The sequence below is a fragment of the Lysinibacillus sp. FSL K6-0057 genome (assembly GCF_038630885.1).
Lineage (GTDB): Bacteria > Bacillota > Bacilli > Bacillales_A > Planococcaceae > Lysinibacillus > Lysinibacillus fusiformis_F.
Genome location: NZ_CP152047.1, coordinates 3,409,528 through 3,427,028, shown reverse-complemented (window position 1 = coordinate 3,427,028; position 17,501 = coordinate 3,409,528). Strand labels below are relative to the sequence as shown.

Here is a 17,501-nt window from a genome sequence, read left to right as displayed (position 1 = left end):
AATCATAATGACTAAGAAAAAAGAAATAAAACTGGCCTTATATTTAATTGGAGCAGGTATGCATGTGGCTGCATGGAGGCACCCATCTGCCCAAGCAAATGCAAGCATCGATATTCAAGCATTACAAAAAGTAGCGCAGATTGCGGAAAAAGGAAAATTTGATATAGCTTTTGTTGCTGACAGTTTAGCCATTAATCATGAGTCACACCCACATATTTTAAATCGCTTTGATCCATTAATTCAAATTACGGCTTTAGCGGCGGCAACAACTAAAATTGGACTGGGTGCAACTGCTTCAACGACATACAGTGAGCCATATGTGCTAGCAAGACAGTTAATGTCTATCGATCATATAAGCAATGGGAGGGTTGCTTGGAATTTAGTAACCACAGCAGATGCCACAGGGGAAACGGCTTTAAATTTTAGTCGCGATAAGCATTGGGAGCATGACCATCGCTATGAACGTGCAGAGGAATTTATCGATGTTGTTCAATCATTATGGGATTCATGGGAAGACGACGCTTTTCTTTATGACCGAGATAATAATCGATTTTATGATCGTCATAAAGTGCATGAAACATCATTTAAGGGAAACTATTTATCTGTTAAAGGTCCATTAAATATTGCTCGTTCTGTACAGGGGCAGCCTGTAATTGTAGAGGCTGGTGCATCTAAACCAGGCCAACAATTAGCTGCACGTACAGCGGAAGTTGTATTTGTCCATTGGGATGATATTGAAAAATCGAAAGAACACTACCGTCAACTAAAGGCACAGCTTATTCCATTTGGACGTAAGGAGGAGGAACTTCTTGTTTTACAAGGAATTTCCCCAATAGTGGGTGATACAGAGGAGGAGGCAGTTCATAAATTTAATGAGTTACAGGCATTGATTGATCCATACGAAAGCTTAAAATTTGTTTCTGGGTACATGGGAAATGTTGACTTTTCAAAGTACTCCCTCGATACACCTGCTATCGAAGTGGAATTCCCAGAAGTTAATAGTATTCAAAGTCACTTTTATGAACACTTAGAGATTATTAAAAAGGAAAATTTAAAAGTTGGCGATTTGTATGCACGCCTTTTTGGACCTGCAAAGCGCGATGCTTTTGTCGGAACACCAACACAAATAGCAGATGAGATGGAGCGTTGGATATTAGAGCAAGCAGCAGATGGCTTTATGCTACAGTTTCCGTTATTACCACGCGATTTAGAGGATTTTGTTGACAAGGTTGTACCGATTTTGCAGGAGCGAGGTATTTATCGTAAAGATTATACAGGCACAACGTTAAGAGAGCATTTAGGATTGAAAAAGCCGCTGAATCGTTTTGCTAAAAGTAAGGTGACTCAGGAATGATTGATATTTTTATTCGAAATGAACGAGAGCAAAGGCTTGTTCAATATGCTCAGAATTTAGCGAAACAAATTGAGAATACAGCTAATCGATATGATGAGAGTGGAGAATTTCCGTTTGAGCATTTTAAGATTTTAGAAGATGCAGGCTATTTTCGATTAACAGTGCCTTTAAAATACGGTGGAGAAGAAATTTCTCTATACGAATTGTTATTAGTCCAAGAACAATTAGCTAAAGGTGATGCGTCTACTGCATTATCTGTTGGCTGGCACTTATTGACGTTTTTGAATGTTCGTGAGGCGAAAACATGGCCAGAGCCTATCTTTGCAGAATTATGCCGAAAAGCAGTTGAGGAAGGTTCTCTTTTGAATATTATTAACAGTGAACGTGGAAAGGGGAATATTTCTCGAGGGAGTTTACCTGGTACAATCGCTAAAAAGGTACCAGGAGGATATTGCATTACTGGTGAAAAGGCATTTGCTTCATTAGCACCGATTTTAAAACAATTCACCATTATTGCTTATCTGGAAGAAGAAAATCTAACAGCTGAGTTTCTCATTACTAAAAATGAACAAGTGGAAATTGTTGAAACATGGGATGCGATGGGCATGAGGGCAACGGGCAGTCATGATATTATTTTTCATGACACGTTTGTACCAGAAGCAGCGTTACTTTACAGACATCGTCCAAATGAAGTTAATCGTTTTTTAGCTGATGGTCGCGTGTACTCGTTAGAGATTCCAGCCGTTTATTTAGGGGTGGCAGGAGCAGCAAGAGAATATGCCATTGATTTTGCTAAAAATACGTATTCACATAGCTTAGAAAATACAATCGCTCATGCTGGTCATGTTCAGCAAAAAATTGGTGAAATAGAAGTACTTTATCAAACTGCACGAAGAACATTGTATAGTATTGCAACACAGGTTGAACAAAATCTAGTTCTTAAGGAGCAACTATCGGAGTCTGTTAGTATTGCAAAGTATGTTATTTGTAATTACGCCATTGATATTGTAACAAAAGCTATGCAGGTTGTAGGGGGACGAAGTCTATCTAAAGAAAACAAAATCCAGCGTCTATTTAGAGATGTTCAATGTAGCCGCTTTAATCCGCCAGCAGATGATGTGGTTATATCTCAACTTGCGATGGGATTACTTGTCGATAAGAAGCAAGAAACTTTTCAATTATAGTATATATAATGAAGATTCTGAACCGTAAAAGGTTTGTAGAGAGGGGATCTGCCAGCAAAAATAGCTGGCAGATTTTTTTACATATGCAATTTCTCCTGAATTGTCGATTTCTGTTTGTCGTGAAAGTTGATTTCTAGTATGATATTGAATAGTGATAGGGGGGAAACCCGTGGATAACGGTTCTAAAAAACAAGAAATGTTTTCAAAAATGCAGGAAAGAAAATCTGAGGTAAAAATCGTGAGAAAAATCGTCGCCATTATTGCCATTGTTTTCGTACTTATAATTGGGGGCGCTGGTTTATTTGGGTACAATTATGTGAAGGGTGCACTAAAACCACTAGACCCTAATGCAACGAAGACAATTGCGGTGGAAGTACCAATTGGTTCTAGTTTGTCCTCCATTTCAACACTACTAGAGAAAAAAGGTGTCATAAAAGATGCACGTGTTTTTAAATACTATGCAAAATTTAAAAATGAATCACAATTTCAAGCGGGAAATTATGATTTAACACAGGCAATGACATTTGATGAACTCATTGAAAGCTTGAAAACAGGGAAGGTATATCGTAAGCCTGTCTTTACGATGACAGTACCAGAAGGCTTAACACTTGAACAAATCGGGAAAGTGATTGAAAAGAAAACACCGTACACTCAAAAAGAATTTATGGATCTTGTGACGAGTGACACATTTGTTCAACAAATGATGGCTAATTACCCTGAGCTAGTTACAGAGGCCGTTTTAGCTGACAATATTCGCTATGATTTAGAGGGCTATTTCTATCCAGCTACGTATTCTTATTATGAAGAAAAACCATCTTTACAAGCCATTGTAGAAGAGATGATAGCGGCCATGAATAATGTGGTGAAGAACTATAGTGATGTTTTAGCCGAAAAACAAATGTCAGTGCATCAGCTGTTAACGTTTGCGTCATTATTGGAAGAAGAAGCGACTGCTCAAACAGATCGAGAGACTATCGCGAGTGTCTTCTATAATCGAATCAATGAAGGTATGCCTCTACAAACAGACCCAACCGTGTTATATGCACTGGGTGATCATAAAGATCGTGTTCTATATGAAGATTTAGAAGTGGACAATGCCTATAACACTTACAAAAATAAAGGTTTACCACCTGGTCCAATTGCAGGCGCAGGTAAGACTTCGATTGAGGCATCATTAAATCCAAGTCAAACAGATTATTTCTACTTCTTAGCAGATAAAGAGGGTGTCAACCACTTCTCGAAAACATATGATGAACATTTGCAGAAGGTAGAAAAATATTTACGAAAAGAAGAGTAAACGTATAGGAAGAATAAAAATCATATAGCAAACAGAGGAATAGAAGGAAAGAAAAATAGCTTTCCTTCTATTTTCATGCTATTATAAAGTGTGATTTTTGATCAATCCGTTCATTTATGCGGGACAAATATGCGTGGTGGCAATTGTTTGAGCATATCTAAGCAATTGCTCATTTTTGTATGGCAAAGTACCAAGACATCACGTTTGGTCCTTTTCTTTTTGTTGATAAATGATGAAGTACAGACAACGACAAACGCTCGTTGCCTTTTAAATGAGGGTGGAAACAATGGAATTATCAGATGCATATATACAATCATTTATACAGCCACGTAATGAATTGCTTTTAGAAATGGAAGCCTATGCGGAGGAGAATCATGTACCGATTATGCAACTTGCAGGTATAGATGCATTAAATCAACTGTTGCGTATTCAAAATCCGACAAAAATTTTAGAAATAGGTACGGCAATTGGTTACTCTGCTATTCGTATGGCAGAGGCATTGCCCAATGTCCAAATTGTTACAATTGAACGTGATCAAGATCGTGTAACAAGGGCAAAAGCCTATATTAAACGTTCGACTGTATCAGATCGAATTACGGTCATTGAGGGGGACGCTTTAGAGGTGGACGATAAGGCCATTGATACGACTTTTGATGCTGTCTTTATTGATGCTGCGAAGGGACAATACCAACGCTTTTTTGAAAAATACGCTCCTTTAGTAAAATCAGGTGGGGTATTATATATCGATAATATGTACATGCATGGCTTGTCTGATTTAGAGTTGAAGGATGTTCCACGTCGTAAGCGCACAATGATTCGCAATTTAAAAAACTTCACGGATTGGATTATGCAGCACCCAGATTATACAAGTGCTTTTTTACCAGTCGGTGACGGTTTATTACTATGTTTGAAGAGGTGACTACTATGAAAAAACCAGAATTGCTTGTGACACCACAATCATTAGAACATATAAAAGCACTTTTAGAAGCTGGAGCAGATGCTTTTGTTATAGGTGAACAACAATTTGGTCTACGTCTAGCAGGGGAGTTTTCTGTTGAAGAAGTGGAAGAAGCAACGAAGCTTATTCACGCAGCAGGTAAAAAGGTGTATGTTGCAGTCAATGCCCTTTTCCATAATGAGAAGCTAGAGGCACTTGCTGACTATTTAAAAGAAATGCAACGTATCGGGGTGGATCGTTTAATTTATGGTGATCCAGCGGTACTCATTATTCGCCGAGAGCAAGATGTTACGATTCCATTACATTGGAATCCAGAAACGACGGCTACAAACTGGTTTACGGCTAATTACTGGGGGAAACGTGGTGCAACGCGTGCCGTGTTAGCACGTGAGCTTTCTCTTGATGAAGTATTAGAAATTAAAGAAAATACCGAGATGGAGATTGAAGTACAAGTACATGGGATGACATGTATGTTCCAATCTAAACGTCCATTACTCGGCCATTATTTCTTATATCAAGATAAAGTAATGGCTATTGAAAATCGCCAAGATAATCGTAATATGTTTCTACATGATGATGAACGAAATAATAAATATCCAATATATGAAGATGTAAACGGTACACATATTTTCAGTCCAAATGATATGTGTATTATTGATGAGCTTGGTGAATTATTTGAAGGTGGCATCCATGCTCTGAAAATTGAAGGTGTTCTTCAAGCTCCAGACTATGTGGTAGCGGTAACAGAAGCTTATCGAAAAGCAATCGATACGTATTTTGACGAGTCAGAAGAAGCGTATGAAGAGATCAAAGATGATTTATTAGCAAAAATTGAAGATATTCAACCAGCCATTAGACCATTAGATACAGGCTTTATCTTCAAGGAAACAGTTTACTAGGAGGGGCAATACCATGGCATTAGCGTTAGAGCAAAATGACAAAATCCGTGAGATTGTCGACGGTAAACGTGTCATTACTAAAAAACCAGAGTTACTTGCCCCAGCAGGTAGCTTAGAGAAATTAAAAGTAGCTGTTCATTACGGAGCAGATGCAGTATTTATCGGTGGGCGAGAGTTTGGTCTACGTTCGAATGCGGATAACTTCTCCATTGAAGAGATGCGTGAAGGTGTAGAATTTGCCAATCGATATGGAGCAAAAATATATGTAACGACAAATATTTTTGCCCATAATGAAAATATGGATGGCTTAGAACGTTACTTAAAGGACATTGAATCAGTCGGGGTAACGGGTATTATTGTAGCAGACCCGCTCATTATCGAAACATGTCGCACAGCAGCACCGAAGCTTGAAATTCACCTTTCCACACAGCAATCGCTGTCCAACTGGAAGGCCGTGCAGTACTGGAAAGAGGAAGGCTTACATCGTGTCGTTTTAGCACGTGAAGTAGGCGGAGAAGAAATGAAGCTGATGAAGGAAAAGGTGGATATTGAAATTGAGGCCTTCGTTCATGGCGCAATGTGTATTGCCTACTCTGGTCGTTGCGTTCTATCTAATCATATGACGGCTCGTGACTCAAACCGTGGGGGATGCTGTCAATCATGCCGCTGGGACTATGATCTATATGAATTAGAAGATGGTGAAGAAAAAGCACTTTTCGATGATAGTCATGCACCATTTGCGATGAGTCCGAAAGATTTGAAATTAATTGAAGCAATTCCTCATATGATTGAGCTTGGTATCGACTCGTTAAAAGTCGAAGGTCGTATGAAATCCATTCACTATGTAGCGACAGTCGTTTCTGTGTACCGTAAAGTAATTGATGCCTATTGTGCAGATCCAGAAAACTTTAACATTAAACGTGAATGGCTAGAGGAATTAGACAAATGTGCTAACCGTGATACGGCTGAAGCATTCTTCCATGATGCACCTGGCGTTGAGGAGCAAATGTTTGGTGTGCATGGACGTAAAACAACCTATGAATTTGCTGGTCTTATTTTAGATCATGATCCAGAAACAAAAATAGTGACAATGCAACAACGTAATTATTTTAAACCTGGTGACGAAGTAGAATTCTTTGGTCCTGAAATTGAGAATTTCCGTTTAACAATGGGCGAAATTTGGGATGAGGATGGCAATAGCCTAGATGCAGCTCGTCACCCACTACAAATTGTTAAATTTAAATGCGACACACTATTGAAACCGCATAACATGATGCGAAAGGAGAATAACTAATGGCAGTGAAGCGTCCTGTTGTCATCGGAATCGCAGGTGGCTCATGCTCAGGAAAAACGAGTGTGACGCGCGCCATTTATGATGTTTTCCGTGAGCATTCTGTTGTGGTAATTGAACAAGATTTTTATTACAAGGATCAAAGTCATTTAACATTTGAAGAACGCTTAGGAACAAACTACGATCATCCGTTAGCTTTCGATAATGATTTATTAATTGAGCACATAAAGAAATTGTTAGTGCGTCAACCAATTGAAAAACCTGTTTATGATTATGTCCAGCATACAAGAGCAGAAGAAGTTATCCATGTTGAACCAGTAGATGTTATTATACTAGAAGGTATTCTAGTGCTAGAGGATGCTGATTTACGTGATTTAATGGATATCAAATTATTCGTGGATACAGATTCAGATTTACGCATTATTCGTCGCATCATGCGTGATATTAAAGAGCGTGGACGTACAACGGATTCAGTGATCGAGCAGTATTTATCGGCAGTTCGACCAATGCATAATTTATTTATTGAACCAACCAAACGTTATGCTGATATCATTATTCCTGAAGGTGGGGATAATGAGGTGGCGATTGATTTAATGGTAACGAAAATTAAAACTATTCTTGAAACCGACAACGTATTGTAATAAGATAGAGTGGTATTGACAATATTTACATGCATATTTTGAAAAAGCATGCATACTATTAGGTCAAAGCGTAATTTGAAAACGTTTAAAAATAATAAAATTCGATTAAATGCATCTTCTACGCATTTAGTCGAGTTTTATGTTTTTATATTGAAGAAACAAGGAGTGAAGGACTTTGGCAAATGAAAAACAGTACCCTATGACAGCTGAGGGGAAACGTAAATTAGAAGAAGAATTAGTAAAATTAGAAACTGAAACACGTAAAGAAATCGTTGAACGTATTAAAATAGCACGTGATTTTGGAGATCTTTCTGAAAACGCTGAGTACGATTCAGCAAAAGAAGAACAAGCCTTTTTAGAAGGTCGTATTTCTACATTAAAATCAATGATTCGTAACGCGGTGATTATTTCTGAGGATGAGACAGATAACAGTGTGGTATCACTAGGGAAAACGGTTACATTTGTAGAAATCATTAATGGTAAGCCATCAACAGATGAAGAATCTTATACAATTGTTGGTTCTGCTGAGGCAGATCCTATGGAATTCCGTATTTCGAATGAATCACCAATTGCAAAAGGTCTACTTGGTCGTGCTGAAGGTGAAGAGGTTGTCGTTCAAACACCTGGTGGCGAAATGAAAGTGAAAATTCTTTCAATTAAATAATTTGTATATGTACAAGCAGTTAGCCTTTGGCTGACTGCTTTTACCATTTTTAGAGTGAAAGCTATGTAGTAAAATAGTGAGTATAATTATTTTGCAAGTGCTGTCGAACTTGATAGAATATTTGCTAGAGAGGGGGAGACATTATGAGTGAACGACAAACTCGAAGTGGTCGTCATTTGCAGCCATCTCGTAATAAAAAGCTAGATAAACTATTGAATGTTTTAATTGGTGTCGTGGTTGTACTTATTATTATCACAGCAACCTATGTGTTTAAATGGCAAGATGATGCAGATCAAGCAGTGAAAGAGGAACCAGCTCAAGAGGAACAGAGCGGCGATGCCGAAAAAGACGTAGAGAAAGAACCGACGAATGAAGAAGAGAAAGATCTTGCTGTAGAAGAAGATAAACCTTCAGAGCAAGAATCAGAACCTGAGACATCTCCGGAAGAACAAGGCACACCAGAAGAATCAACATCAGATAATCCAATTGTTGAAAAGGTCATCACGAATAAAAATTGGCAGCCAACACCTACAACACAAACAGGTCAGCATGTGTCTTCATATAATGACAAATCAGTAGACTGGGCTGAAAAGGTAGCAACCGTAGCAACTGTGACAGGTATCGATCAAAGCAATATGATCATCTGGCGTATGCAAAACAATGGTGGTCCTAATTCATCCATTGCTACTGTTTCGAGCAATGATAAATCTCAAATGTATCGTGTAAGCATGGAATGGGTTGATAATGAAGGTTGGATGCCTGTGAAGCTAGAGCAACTAAATACATTAGAAGGCGCCTATTGACGAAAATCACTCTTTTGATTATTTTTAATAGAGTTGATAAAGAAGGGAAGTAACAGTACATGAAAATTGCAGTAATCGGCGCAATGGAAGAGGAAGTGGAGCTTCTAAGAGCAGCATTAAACGATGCACACAGCACAACAATTGCAGGTAGTGAGTATACAACAGGAACTTATGAGGGGAAGGAAGTCGTCTTATTAAAAAGCGGTATCGGTAAAGTAAATGCTGCTATGTCTACGACAATCCTTTTACATGAGTTTAAGCCTGATGTTGTGATTAATACAGGCTCTGCAGGTGGATATGATGAAGCACTTGAGGTAGGCGCTGTTGTCATTTCTGATGAAGTTCGCCACCATGATGTAGATGTCACAATCTTTGGCTATGAAATTGGACAAATGGCTGGTATGCCAGCAGCATATAAATCAGATGAGCAATTGATGAAGGCAGCTGAGGAGGCTGTGAAGGCAGTTGGAGAGCATCAGTATGGCGTTGGCTTAATTTGCTCTGGGGATGCTTTTATGAATGATCCTGAACGTGTAGAGGCTGTTCGTCGTCATTTCCCTCAAATGAAAGCTGTAGAGATGGAAGCGGCTGCAGTTGCACAAGTTTGTTATCAGTTTGCTACACCTTTTGTAGTCATTCGTGCATTATCAGATATTGCGGGTAAAGAATCGAATATTAGCTTCGATGAGTTTTTACCAGTTGCTGCAAAGCATTCAACACAAGTAGTATTAAAAGCAATTGCCTCATTGTAAACTACACAAAATGGTCAAAATGTGTGGTTTATCTTGTGAGAAAAATCACAGTTAATCCAAAAAACAAATGCTACACTGACATTAATAAATCTCTTCATAATAGAATGGGAGGCATTCATGATGTTATTTTTAACAGTAGGTGTAGTCATTATTACAACTTTAATAGGTACGTTGATTTCAGCAGAACTCTCGGAATCAGCACATTAGTATGACGGGAAAGCTCCTTTGCGACATAGTCATGTCGCAGGGGAGCTTTTTATATGCCATGAAATAGGCACATTCTCCGCCATTGATGGATTGAATTTTTCTTATGGCCATTTTACAATATATTACTCGATAGTTTTTTGGTCTCGTTTGTACAGTTGATAGAGTTTAATGAGCGCTCGTTTTTCAATGCGAGATACATAGCTGCGTGAAATATTTAAGCGTGCTGCAATTTCCTTTTGCGTAAGTGCATCCTGTTGATTTAACCCATAACGTAGTGTCACAATTTCGAGCTCACGTTCATCAAGCATATGCAAATAGTGGTATAACTGTGCTACATGCTCTTTATGCTCTAGCTTCTCTGTGGCACTTTCTTCGTCACACTGAAGTAAATCACGAATTTGCAGTGCATTTCCATCTTTATCAGTTCCAATTGGCTCAAATAGTGAAACGTCTTTCTGTACTTTCTTTTGAGTGCGCAAATGCATTAAAATTTCATTTTCAATGCAACGAGCTGCATATGTGGCAAGTCTTGTTTTTTTGTCAGGGGTATAGCTCTCAACGGCTTTCATTAGTCCAATTGTTCCAATGGAAATATAATCATCGAGTTGCTCATGTTTTGGATGGAATTTTTTAACGACATGCGCGACAAGCCTCATATTACGTTCTATTAGGTCAAGACGCGCTTGCTCATCGCCACCTAAAAATCGTTCAATACAAGCAGCTTCCTCTTCTTTTGAAAAGGGTTTATGGAATGTTTGCCCCTTTAAATAGCCAAGCAACGCAGGGATTTCAAGCCATAACTGCAACATTGATGTAAAAATTCCGCTCATTGAATGATTTCATCCTTTCCCCATTTTTCGACAGTATATGTTTAAAAACTGTGGGAAATGAAAAAAGTGCAACAGCAAATGTGCTGTTACACTTTTTTTAGCGTAAATGTACTAATCATGAGTAAAGCTAAAATGGGAAAAAGGAAAAGATAAAATGCCGGATGGAACGTATTAGCTGCGAAATACGTTAAAGTTAAGAACGTACCTGCGGCTGTAATTGGTAAACCTGTGAAATAACCGTTTGCTTCACTAATATTGAAGCGAGCTAAACGCATCGCGCCACAGACGATAAATAATACGGCCATCATCATGCCGACAAAACCAAAATCAACTAGAACAACTTCATACATTAATAATGCAGGCGCCACACCAAATGATATAATATCACTCATAGAATCCAATTGTTTACCTAATTCAGACACTTGTCCGAGCGCTCTCGCTACCTTACCATCGTAGCGATCAAGAAGAGCTGCTAAAAAGATAAACAAGACACTATAGCTATAGTATTCATGTAAAGTGGCCATAATAGCCGCGCCTCCAAAGGACATATTACTAATTGTGATGAAGTTAGCTGCGTGCGATTTCATTTTCTTAACCGTGGTATCCACCAACTTGTGATAAAAAAACAAGGGGGATCACTCCTTTGCACTTAAGATATTGTACCATTATACTTCGAATGCGAAAAAATTGACAGTCTAAATTAATGGATAGGGGTTTTACTGTATGAAAGAAAAACTATATCAACGCTTGATAGAACTAACGAATGGTAAGCAATCTTCCCATCTTTTGCAAGCAATTGCGAAAGCGAAGTGGAGTAAACGTATAATTCCAAGCTACATGAAGTTATACGATATTAACCTTGAAGAAGTTTCAAAAAAACAACAACAATTTTCGTGTTTACATGATTTTTTTACAAGAGAACTGATAGAAGAGGCTCGACCTATTGAACAAAATCCTACCGTTTATGCCAGCCCTGTGGATGCCAAAGTGGAATCCTTTGGACGTATTGAATGGGATATGACATTTCTTGTGAAGGGCAAACCCTATGCATTACAAGATTTACTTGGTAATACAGAACGAGCAGCACAATATGCAGACGGACATTATATCGTATTTTATTTAAGTCCTGCTGATTATCATCGTATCCATAGCCCGATAGATGGAGAAGTATTGCGACAATATACACTTGGTCAGAAATCTTATCCTGTGAATCAGCTAGGTCTTACATACGGTAAAAAACCAATTTCTCATAATTATCGTTTAGTGACAGAGCTAAAAACAGCTAATAATCAGCATGTTGCCTTTATCAAAGTGGGTGCGACCTTTGTGAATTCCATTGTGCTTACCAATACAACAACGAAATGGCGTAAGGGGCAGGAAGTTGGTTATTTCTCATTTGGTTCCACTGTTGTGATGCTGTTTGAAAAGGATACGATTAAATTTACGGATAATGTTGTAAAAGGCAGCCCAATTCGAATGGGTGAAGCCTTTGCAAATATGCTATAATGGTCGAATAATACGTTAAGATTAGGGGTCGCTATTTTGTATAATTTTTTATTACCGAACGAATTTGTGACGAATATTTTTGAAATTACGCCGGAAAAGTTACAGGAATTAGGGATTAGAGGAATCATTACGGATTTAGATAATACGCTTGTTGAATGGGATCGTCCAGATGCAACAGAAGAGCTGAACATTTGGTTACGCATTATGAAAGAATCAGGTATTCGTGTTATTATTGCGTCGAATAACAATGAAGCTCGTGTGAAGCATTTTGCTGAGCCATTAGGTATCCCGTATATTCACAAGGCGAAAAAGCCACTTCGTAATGCTTTTTATAATGCGCTGATTCAACTAGGCTTGCGTCCAAATGAAGTGGTTATGGTAGGAGATCAACTCCTTACAGATGTAATGGGAGCAAACCGCTTAGGCTTACACACAGTGCTTGTGAAGCCTGTTGCACAATCAGATGGGCTTGTAACAAAATTGAATCGTTTCATTGAACGTCGCGTATTTAATGATTTGAAACGAAAAGGAATTATAACTTGGGAGGAACAAGAATGATTGAAATGCCAAATTGTATTGGCTGTGGTACAACAATTCAAACAGAAGATAAAACAGCAGTTGGGTATGCACCCCCATCATCATTAGAAAAGGATGTGGTCATTTGCCAACGTTGCTTCCGTTTGAAGAATTACAATGAAATTCAACCAGTATCATTAACAGATGACGATTTTTTACGTATTTTAAATGGTCTTGGTACACAGCAAGGCTTAATCGTAAAAATTGTTGATATATTTGATTTTAATGGAAGTTGGCTACCAGGACTTCACCGATTTGTAGGGAAGAATCCTGTCCTATTGATTGCCAACAAAGCAGATTTATTACCAAAATCAGTGAAACCGAAAAAAGTTATCAACTGGTTGAAACGAGAAGCAAAGGCTCTTGGACTACAACCTGTCGATGTCCTATTAGTCAGCGCCCATAAAGGCAAAGGGATGGCAGAAGCAATGGAAGCCATCGATGCGTATCGTAAAGGACAAAATGTATATGTTGTTGGCTGTACAAATGTTGGGAAATCTACGTTCATTAACCGAATTATTAAGCAGGCAACAGGGGAGGGTGAAGTTATCACAACCTCACATTTCCCAGGCACTACTTTAGACATGATTGACATTCCATTAGATGATGGTAGTGCATTATATGATACACCAGGTATTATTAATCACCATCAAATGGCTCATCATATTGATTCAAGTGAATTAAAATATATTATGCCGAAAAAAGAAATTAAGCCGAAAGTCTACCAACAAAATGCTGGGCAAACCTTGTTTATTGGTGCATTGGCGAGATTTGATTTTATTCAGGGAGACCGTTCTGCCTTTACAATCCATGTGGCAAATGATTTACCAATTCATCGTACAAAGCTTGAGAAGGCAGATGCGTTATATGAAGAACATAAAGGAGAACTATTGGCACCCCCAACTGCGGAATTTATCGACCAGCTGCCGCCATTGGTTCGTCATGAATTTTCCATCAAAGAAGAGAAAACAGATATTGTATTCTCTGGGCTAGGCTGGATTACTGTTCAGCATGCCAATGTAGTAGTAGCAGCTTATGCACCAAAAGGTGTACAAGTTTCAATTCGTCCTTCACTGATTTAAATGGAAGGACATAGTAGAGAGAGGGACTAGAACATGAAGAAGTGGTTTGCAGTTATGGGTGATCCAATTGAACATTCAAAATCACCTGCCATGCACAATGCTTGGTTCGAGGACATGTCCATTGATGCAACATATATTCCTTTACATGTCACGCCGGCCCAATTAGAATCAGCTATTGCTGGTTTGAAGACATTAGGCGCAAGTGGCTGGAACGTGACAATACCTCATAAAACAGCAATCATTCCATATCTAGATGAGCTAGATGAGCTGGCACAAAAAATGGGCGCAGTGAATACAGTTGTACGAACAACAGAAGGAAAGCTGAAAGGCTATAATACAGATGGTATAGGTTTTGTTCGATCACTCGAAGAAGCCGTTGGAGTATCTCATAAAGACAAGCCTGTATTACTTGTTGGTGCTGGTGGTGCTGCTCGTGGCATTGCCTTTGCTATGCAGCAACAAGGCTATTGTCATTTAACCATTGCCAATCGTACGGTAGCGAATGCACAAACGATTATTGATGAAATGGGTATGGGACGTGCCATTTCATTACAAGAAGCGGAAGAGACGCTAGCTGATTTCAGCATTATTGTGCAAATGACATCGGCTGGCCTTTCCACGGGCAATTTTTCAATGCCATTTTCATTAGATCGGCTGATGAAAGGAGCAATTGTTGCGGATATTGTGTATAATCCATTAATGACGCCTTTTTTACAAGCGGCTGAAGAAAAAGGGGCAACGATCGTCACGGGCTTAGGGATGTTTGTCCATCAAGGAGCCATCGCTTTTGAACACTGGTTAGGAAACTATCCAAATACAAATTCAATGATTGCGCAACTGAAGGCGCAATTAGGAGGAAACTAATTTTTATGTTAACAGGTAAACAGAAACGTTTTTTACGTGCAGAAGCACACCATTTAACACCTATTTTCCAAGTAGGAAAAGGCGGCGTTAATGATGAAATGACAAAGCAAATTCGTGAGGCATTAGAAGTACGTGAGTTAATTAAAGTACGTATTTTAGATAACTGTGAGGAGGATAAACATGAAGTCGCTGAAGCATTAGCAACAGGCGCTCATGCGGAGCTTGTCCAATTAATCGGCCTAACAGTTGTTTTATATAAAGAGTCACGCAATCATAAAAAGATTGTATTACCAAAAGCAACGAAATAAGGTGAGACGATGAAAAGGGTCGGTTTACTAGGAGGTACATTTAATCCACCACATATGGGGCATCTTTTGATGGCAAATGAAGTATTTCATGCGCTAGAACTTGATGAAATTCGCTTTATGCCTAATGCCATACCACCACATAAGCATGCACGTTTTGATGCCAGTAATGTCGAACGACTTGAAATGGTAAAGCGTGCGATTCGTCCATTTCCTTATTTTTCAGTAGAGTCGTATGAGCTTGAGAAGGGTGGCGTATCCTATTCTTATGAGACACTTTCTGCCTTGTGTAGAAGAGAACCGAATGTAAAATTCTACTTTATCATCGGTGGCGATATGATTGATTCGCTACATACATGGCATTGTATCGATGATTTAGTGAAACTAGTTCAGTTTGTCGGAGTAAAGCGTCCAGGGACAGCGGCGACAACCGAGTACCCTATAAGTATGGTGGAAGTGCCTCAAATCGATTTATCGTCCACACTGATTCGTGAACGCCTGGCGACTGGAGGAACGGTGACATTTTTACTACCAGAAGCGGTAGAGACGTTCATACGAGAGGAAGGTCTTTATGGAACGCGAACAGTATTTAGCGGCGATTAAGCCAAGAATGCCTAAAAAACGTTATATTCATACAATCGGTGTGATGGAAACGGCCATCGACCTAGCTCAAAAGTATGGAGAGGACGTGAAAAAAGCTGAAACAGCAGCTATCCTCCACGATATTGCTAAATATGCAGACATTGAGTGGATGGAGAAGATCGTTCGTGATGAAGAATTAGATGCAAGACTCATTGGGTGGGGCAGTGAATTACTACATGGTCCAGTCGGTGCATATATAGCACAAAGTGAGTTTGCCATCACAGACGAAGAACTGTTGAATGCTATTCGTTTCCATACAACTGGGCGCGCGGGTATGAGCCGTTTAGAAAAAATCATTTTTGTCGCAGATATGATTGAACCGAACCGTCAATTTGATGGTGTTGATCGTCTACGCAAAAAAGCGCAAAAAAATTTGGATAAGGCGATGAGTGCATGTGTACGCCATACTTTGGCATTTTTAATTGACACAAAGCAGCCAATTTATCCTTTATCAATAGAATGTTATAACGATATGATGAACAGAGAGGAAAGTGAAGGATGACTTCAACTTTATTACAAGCAGCGTACAAAGCAATTGACGACAAACATGGTGAGGACATTGTCGTTTTAAATATGCAAGGAATTTCCCTTTTAGCGGACTATTTTATCATTGCTCATGGTAACTCAGATCGCCAAGTGCAAGCAATTGCGCGTGAATTACAGGATGTAGCTGAAAAAGATGGCTATGAAATTCGCCGTATCGAAGGTTTCGATGGAGCTCGTTGGGTACTTGTCGACTTAGGAGATGTAGTGGCACATGTATTCCATAAGGATGAGCGTGCTTATTATAATTTAGAGCGTCTTTGGGGCGATGCACCGCAACTAGACATGCCAGAGGCCTAAGTGAGTTACGAACGCTTTGCCCATGTCTATGATGAGCTTCAAACGGATATTCCTTACAATCTCTATGTAGATTGGGTTGTACAACATGCACCAAGCAGCCAGTACCCAAAACTTTTAGATATTGGTTGTGGCACTGGTGTACTTAGCTTGTTATTTGCACAGTCTGGCTATCAAGTCAGTGGAATCGATTTATCAGAAGAGATGCTGTCCATTGCAGCAGAACGCTTTGCTGGTGCAGGCTACCATGCCCCATTATACTGTATGTCTATGGTCGAACTAGACGGGTTTGAGGAAATGGATATTGTCACGATCACAATTGACTCCTTGAATTACGTAGTAGAGGAACAGTCTGTCTATACCACATTAGAACGTATCTATATGGCTTTGCGTGATGGGGGTCAGCTGTTTTTTGATGTTCACTCATTATTTAAAATGAATGAGATTTTTTTAGATGGTCCGTTCACGTATGATGACGGTGATATTAGCTATATTTGGCATACGGAGCCTGCTGACTTCGAGCATTCGGTTATTCATCAAATGACCTTCTATGTGCGAGAGAAGTCAAGTGAATTATATGAACGCTTTGATGAGGAGCACGTGCAACGTACTTTCACTATCGAGCAGTATATGACTTGGTTACGTGCCATCGGTTTTAGTTATGTGGAAATCACAGCAGACTTTACGGATGAGGCACCTGATGATGAAAGTGAACGCATTTTCATTCGTGCGGTGAAATAAAGAAAAAGAAGCTACACTGTGTAAGAGGCAGTGTGGCTTTTTTGATGGATAGAAAGGGTGAAGTA

Annotated in this window: 21 protein-coding genes; 19 read left to right on the top strand and 2 right to left on the bottom strand. The window is 39.1% G+C overall.

The genetic code is table 11. The annotated features are described in order from the left end of the window. Positions 1-7 precede the first annotated feature (7 nt). The 10 genes from MHB40_RS17115 to mtnN all read left to right on the top strand — a co-directional run bounded on the left by MHB40_RS17115 (position 8) and on the right by mtnN (position 9,843). The gene (locus MHB40_RS17115) at positions 8-1,354 is read left to right on the top strand and encodes an LLM class flavin-dependent oxidoreductase (RefSeq protein WP_342533035.1); all 1,347 of its coding nucleotides are present in this window, start codon (positions 8-10) and stop codon (positions 1,352-1,354) included. After that, positions 1,351-2,538 carry an acyl-CoA dehydrogenase family protein gene (locus tag MHB40_RS17110; protein WP_342533034.1) on the top strand — a complete coding sequence of 396 codons (1,188 nt, stop codon included), beginning with the start codon at positions 1,351-1,353 and terminating at the stop codon, positions 2,536-2,538. The genes MHB40_RS17115 and MHB40_RS17110 overlap by 4 nt, the downstream gene beginning before the upstream one ends. Positions 2,539-2,707: 169 nt before the next feature. Beyond that, complete coding sequence (gene mltG, locus MHB40_RS17105) at positions 2,708-3,835, top strand: endolytic transglycosylase MltG (RefSeq protein ID WP_205444550.1); 1,128 nt, start codon at positions 2,708-2,710, stop codon at positions 3,833-3,835. 286 nt (positions 3,836-4,121) lie between these two features. Further along, entirely contained in the window at positions 4,122-4,754 is a 633-nt protein-coding gene (locus MHB40_RS17100) for an O-methyltransferase (RefSeq protein ID WP_342441054.1), read from the top strand. A 5-nt stretch (positions 4,755-4,759) separates the two neighbouring features. Then, the gene (locus MHB40_RS17095) at positions 4,760-5,692 is read left to right on the top strand and encodes a peptidase U32 family protein (protein WP_342533033.1); all 933 of its coding nucleotides are present in this window, start codon (positions 4,760-4,762) and stop codon (positions 5,690-5,692) included. A gap of 13 nt (positions 5,693-5,705) precedes the next feature. Beyond that, positions 5,706-6,986, top strand: a complete 1,281-nt coding sequence (locus MHB40_RS17090) for a U32 family peptidase (protein ID WP_205444546.1) — start codon at positions 5,706-5,708, stop codon at positions 6,984-6,986. Next, positions 6,986-7,624 carry a uridine kinase gene (udk, locus tag MHB40_RS17085; RefSeq protein ID WP_004226858.1) on the top strand — a complete coding sequence of 213 codons (639 nt, stop codon included), beginning with the start codon at positions 6,986-6,988 and terminating at the stop codon, positions 7,622-7,624. The genes MHB40_RS17090 and udk overlap by 1 nt, the downstream gene beginning before the upstream one ends. A gap of 175 nt (positions 7,625-7,799) precedes the next feature. After that, positions 7,800-8,288 (top strand): transcription elongation factor GreA, encoded by a 489-nt coding sequence (gene greA, locus MHB40_RS17080; RefSeq protein ID WP_004226860.1) that lies wholly within the window; start codon positions 7,800-7,802, stop codon positions 8,286-8,288. 143 nt (positions 8,289-8,431) lie between these two features. Continuing rightward, on the top strand, positions 8,432-9,091 hold the full coding sequence (locus MHB40_RS17075) for a YrrS family protein (RefSeq protein ID WP_342533031.1): 660 nt from the start codon (positions 8,432-8,434) through the stop codon (positions 9,089-9,091). Positions 9,092-9,150: 59 nt separating this feature from the next. Next, the gene (mtnN, locus tag MHB40_RS17070; RefSeq protein WP_342441050.1) at positions 9,151-9,843 is read left to right on the top strand and encodes a 5'-methylthioadenosine/S-adenosylhomocysteine nucleosidase; all 693 of its coding nucleotides are present in this window, start codon (positions 9,151-9,153) and stop codon (positions 9,841-9,843) included. A 329-nt stretch (positions 9,844-10,172) separates the two neighbouring features. Here mtnN and sigK read toward each other — a convergent pair whose 3' ends face one another. Beyond that, the gene (gene sigK, locus MHB40_RS17065) at positions 10,173-10,880 is read right to left on the bottom strand and encodes an RNA polymerase sporulation sigma factor SigK (RefSeq protein ID WP_004226867.1); all 708 of its coding nucleotides are present in this window, start codon (positions 10,878-10,880) and stop codon (positions 10,173-10,175) included. An 86-nt stretch (positions 10,881-10,966) separates the two neighbouring features. Further along, on the bottom strand, positions 10,967-11,467 hold the full coding sequence (gene pssA, locus MHB40_RS17060) for a CDP-diacylglycerol--serine O-phosphatidyltransferase (protein ID WP_205447010.1): 501 nt from the start codon (positions 11,465-11,467) through the stop codon (positions 10,967-10,969). Between the two features lie 136 nt (positions 11,468-11,603). On the opposite strand from pssA, the gene MHB40_RS17055 reads away from it, so the two are divergent. Genes MHB40_RS17055 through MHB40_RS17015 form a run of 9 tightly spaced genes read left to right on the top strand, consistent with a single transcriptional unit; the run spans position 11,604 to position 17,436 of the window. Beyond that, positions 11,604-12,386: a phosphatidylserine decarboxylase gene (locus MHB40_RS17055; protein ID WP_342533029.1), complete on the top strand. Its 783-nt coding sequence runs from the start codon at positions 11,604-11,606 to the stop codon at positions 12,384-12,386. 36 nt (positions 12,387-12,422) lie between these two features. Next, a complete protein-coding gene (locus MHB40_RS17050) occupies positions 12,423-12,944 on the top strand; it encodes a YqeG family HAD IIIA-type phosphatase (protein WP_342533028.1) in 522 nt (173 codons plus the stop codon). Next, positions 12,941-14,044: a ribosome biogenesis GTPase YqeH gene (yqeH, locus tag MHB40_RS17045; RefSeq protein ID WP_342441048.1), complete on the top strand. Its 1,104-nt coding sequence runs from the start codon at positions 12,941-12,943 to the stop codon at positions 14,042-14,044. Before MHB40_RS17050 ends, yqeH begins: the two co-directional genes overlap by 4 nt. 33 nt (positions 14,045-14,077) lie before the next feature. After that, positions 14,078-14,908: a shikimate dehydrogenase gene (gene aroE / locus MHB40_RS17040; RefSeq protein WP_342441047.1), complete on the top strand. Its 831-nt coding sequence runs from the start codon at positions 14,078-14,080 to the stop codon at positions 14,906-14,908. Positions 14,909-14,913: 5 nt separating this feature from the next. Continuing rightward, on the top strand, positions 14,914-15,216 hold the full coding sequence (yhbY, locus tag MHB40_RS17035) for a ribosome assembly RNA-binding protein YhbY (protein ID WP_205444536.1): 303 nt from the start codon (positions 14,914-14,916) through the stop codon (positions 15,214-15,216). 9 nt (positions 15,217-15,225) lie between these two features. Continuing rightward, on the top strand, positions 15,226-15,816 hold the full coding sequence (locus tag MHB40_RS17030; protein WP_342441046.1) for a nicotinate-nucleotide adenylyltransferase: 591 nt from the start codon (positions 15,226-15,228) through the stop codon (positions 15,814-15,816). Then, on the top strand, positions 15,785-16,357 hold the full coding sequence (gene yqeK, locus MHB40_RS17025) for a bis(5'-nucleosyl)-tetraphosphatase (symmetrical) YqeK (protein ID WP_342441045.1): 573 nt from the start codon (positions 15,785-15,787) through the stop codon (positions 16,355-16,357). The genes MHB40_RS17030 and yqeK overlap by 32 nt, the downstream gene beginning before the upstream one ends. Then, the gene (gene rsfS, locus MHB40_RS17020) at positions 16,354-16,698 is read left to right on the top strand and encodes a ribosome silencing factor (protein ID WP_342441044.1); all 345 of its coding nucleotides are present in this window, start codon (positions 16,354-16,356) and stop codon (positions 16,696-16,698) included. The genes yqeK and rsfS overlap by 4 nt, the downstream gene beginning before the upstream one ends. Beyond that, a complete protein-coding gene (locus MHB40_RS17015) occupies positions 16,699-17,436 on the top strand; it encodes a class I SAM-dependent methyltransferase (RefSeq protein WP_342441043.1) in 738 nt (245 codons plus the stop codon). Positions 17,437-17,501: the final 65 nt, after the last annotated feature.

Coding starts and splice junctions, on each gene's coding strand:
- yqeK (WP_342441045.1), top strand. CDS start 15,785: ATGGAACGCGAACAGTATTTAGCGGCGATTAAGCCAAGAATGCCTAAA.
- MHB40_RS17030 (WP_342441046.1), top strand. CDS start 15,226: ATGAAAAGGGTCGGTTTACTAGGAGGTACATTTAATCCACCACATATG.
- udk (WP_004226858.1), top strand. CDS start 6,986: ATGGCAGTGAAGCGTCCTGTTGTCATCGGAATCGCAGGTGGCTCATGC.
- aroE (WP_342441047.1), top strand. CDS start 14,078: ATGAAGAAGTGGTTTGCAGTTATGGGTGATCCAATTGAACATTCAAAA.
- yhbY (WP_205444536.1), top strand. CDS start 14,914: ATGTTAACAGGTAAACAGAAACGTTTTTTACGTGCAGAAGCACACCAT.
- MHB40_RS17100 (WP_342441054.1), top strand. CDS start 4,122: ATGGAATTATCAGATGCATATATACAATCATTTATACAGCCACGTAAT.
- mtnN (WP_342441050.1), top strand. CDS start 9,151: ATGAAAATTGCAGTAATCGGCGCAATGGAAGAGGAAGTGGAGCTTCTA.
- MHB40_RS17115 (WP_342533035.1), top strand. CDS start 8: ATGACTAAGAAAAAAGAAATAAAACTGGCCTTATATTTAATTGGAGCA.
- MHB40_RS17110 (WP_342533034.1), top strand. CDS start 1,351: ATGATTGATATTTTTATTCGAAATGAACGAGAGCAAAGGCTTGTTCAA.
- rsfS (WP_342441044.1), top strand. CDS start 16,354: ATGACTTCAACTTTATTACAAGCAGCGTACAAAGCAATTGACGACAAA.
- MHB40_RS17090 (WP_205444546.1), top strand. CDS start 5,706: ATGGCATTAGCGTTAGAGCAAAATGACAAAATCCGTGAGATTGTCGAC.
- pssA (WP_205447010.1), bottom strand. CDS start 11,467: ATGAAATCGCACGCAGCTAACTTCATCACAATTAGTAATATGTCCTTT.
- MHB40_RS17055 (WP_342533029.1), top strand. CDS start 11,604: ATGAAAGAAAAACTATATCAACGCTTGATAGAACTAACGAATGGTAAG.
- MHB40_RS17095 (WP_342533033.1), top strand. CDS start 4,760: ATGAAAAAACCAGAATTGCTTGTGACACCACAATCATTAGAACATATA.
- yqeH (WP_342441048.1), top strand. CDS start 12,941: ATGATTGAAATGCCAAATTGTATTGGCTGTGGTACAACAATTCAAACA.
- sigK (WP_004226867.1), bottom strand. CDS start 10,880: ATGAGCGGAATTTTTACATCAATGTTGCAGTTATGGCTTGAAATCCCT.
- MHB40_RS17075 (WP_342533031.1), top strand. CDS start 8,432: ATGAGTGAACGACAAACTCGAAGTGGTCGTCATTTGCAGCCATCTCGT.